The 1974-nt window shown below is 68.0% G+C and carries 1 protein-coding gene; it reads right to left on the reverse strand.

Annotated features, from left to right (window positions below; translation table 11 throughout):
* Positions 1–1974: ferrous iron transport protein B (gene feoB / locus GPA_RS13950; protein ID WP_083809284.1), on the reverse strand; the 1974-nt coding region annotated here is incomplete at both ends.

Below are 1974 nucleotides of genomic sequence, written 5' to 3' on the forward strand. Positions count from 1 at the left end.
GCCACGCACGGCGTGTACAGCAGGCAGAACACCAGAAGGCCCAGCGCCGCGAGCGGCGTGAGGGCCGCCACGAGGCTGGCCGTCGACCCGAATAGCACGGACAGCGTGGACACCACGCTCTCCTTCGCCATGACGCCCGTGACGAGCGCCGTAGAGATGCGCCAGTCGTCGAACCCGAGCGGCGCGAACACCGGCGCGATCCACCCGGCCACCACGGCCAGCATGCTGTCGGCCGAGTCCGCCACCACGTTCAGCCCGAAGTCGAACGTCTGCAGGAACCAGATGACGATGGTGGCTATGAAGATGATGGTGAACGCGCGCTCCAGGAAGTCCTTCGCCTTCTCCCACAGAAGCTGGCCCACGTTGCGGGCGCTGGGCATGCGGTAGTTCGGCAGCTCCATGACGAACGGCACCGCCTCGCCGGAGAACAGGCTCTTGCGCATGAGCAGCGCCGCCAGCACGCCCACCGCCATGCCGCCGAAGTACAGCCCCACCATGACCGCGGCCCCGGAGGCCGGGAAGAACGCCGCCGTGAAGAACGCGTAGATGGGCAGCTTCGCCGAGCAGCTCATGAACGGCGTGAGCATGATGGTCATCTTGCGGTCGCGCTCCGACGGCAGCGTGCGCGCCGCCATGACCGCGGGCACCGTGCAGCCGAAGCCCACGAGCATGGGCACGATGGAGCGCCCGGACAGACCGATCTTGCGCAGCAGCTTGTCCATGACGAACGCAACGCGCGCCATGTAGCCCGAGTCCTCCAGAAGCGACAGGAAGAAGAACAGCGTGACGATAGTGGGCAAAAATCCCACCACGCTGCCCACGCCGTTGAACACGCCGTCGATGACGAGCGACTGCAGCACCTCGTTCACCTGCGCCGCCGCGAGCGCGTTCGCCACGACGTCGGTGAGCCAGCCGATGCCGGCCTCCAGCATCTCCGACATCCACGCGCCCACCACGTTGAACGTGAGCCAGAACACGAGCGCCATGATGGCCACGAACGCGGGGATGGCCGTGAACGTGCCGGTGAGCAGCTTGTCGAGCGCCATGCTGCGCGCATGCTCGCGGCTTACCCGCGGGCGCACCACGCACTCGTCGCACACGCGCTCGATGAAGGCGAACCGCATGTCGGCGATGGCCGCCGCGCGGTCCAGGCCGCGCTCGTCCTCCAGCTGGCGCACGATGTGCCCCAGCAGGTGCTTCTCGTTCTCGTCGAGGGCAAGCTTCTCCAACACGAGCGCGTCGCCCTCGGCCAGCTTGCTGGCGGCGAACCGCACGGGGATGCCCGCACGCTCGGCATGGTCGCCCACGAGCGCCATGATGCCGTGCAGGCAGCGGTGCACGGCGCCGCCGTGCGCGTCGGCTGCGCAGAAGTCCTGGCAGACGGGCGGCTCCTGGTAGCGCGCCACATGCAGCGCATGGTCCACGAGCTCGCCGATACCCTCGTTCTTGGAGGCGGAGATGGGCACCACGGGCACGCCCAGCAGCTTCTCCATCTCGTTCACGCGGATGGTGCCGCCGTTGCCCTCCACCTCGTCCATCATGTTCAGGGCCACCACCATGGGAACACCCAGCTCGAGCAGCTGCATGGTCAAGTACAGGTTGCGCTCCACGTTCGTGGCGTCAACGATGTTGATGATGCCGCGCGGTCGCTCGTCCAGCAAGAACTGCCGCGTGACCACCTCCTCGCTGGAGTACGGCGACAGCGAGTAGATGCCCGGCAGGTCGGTGACGGTGGCCTCCGCATGCCCGCGCACGCGGCCGTCCTTGCGGTCCACCGTGACGCCCGGGAAGTTCCCCACGTGCTGGTTCGCACCGGTGAGCTGGTTGAACAGCGTGGTCTTGCCGCAGTTCTGGTTGCCCACGAGCGCGAACGTGAGGGGCTCGCCCTCGGGCAGCGGGCGCTCGGCGTCCCTGTCGTGGAACTTGCCGCCCTCGCCGAGGCCCGGGTGCTCCACGCGCTCGGCGAAGCTGCGC

The organism is Gordonibacter pamelaeae 7-10-1-b, assembly GCF_000210055.1.
Lineage (GTDB): Bacteria > Actinomycetota > Coriobacteriia > Coriobacteriales > Eggerthellaceae > Gordonibacter > Gordonibacter pamelaeae.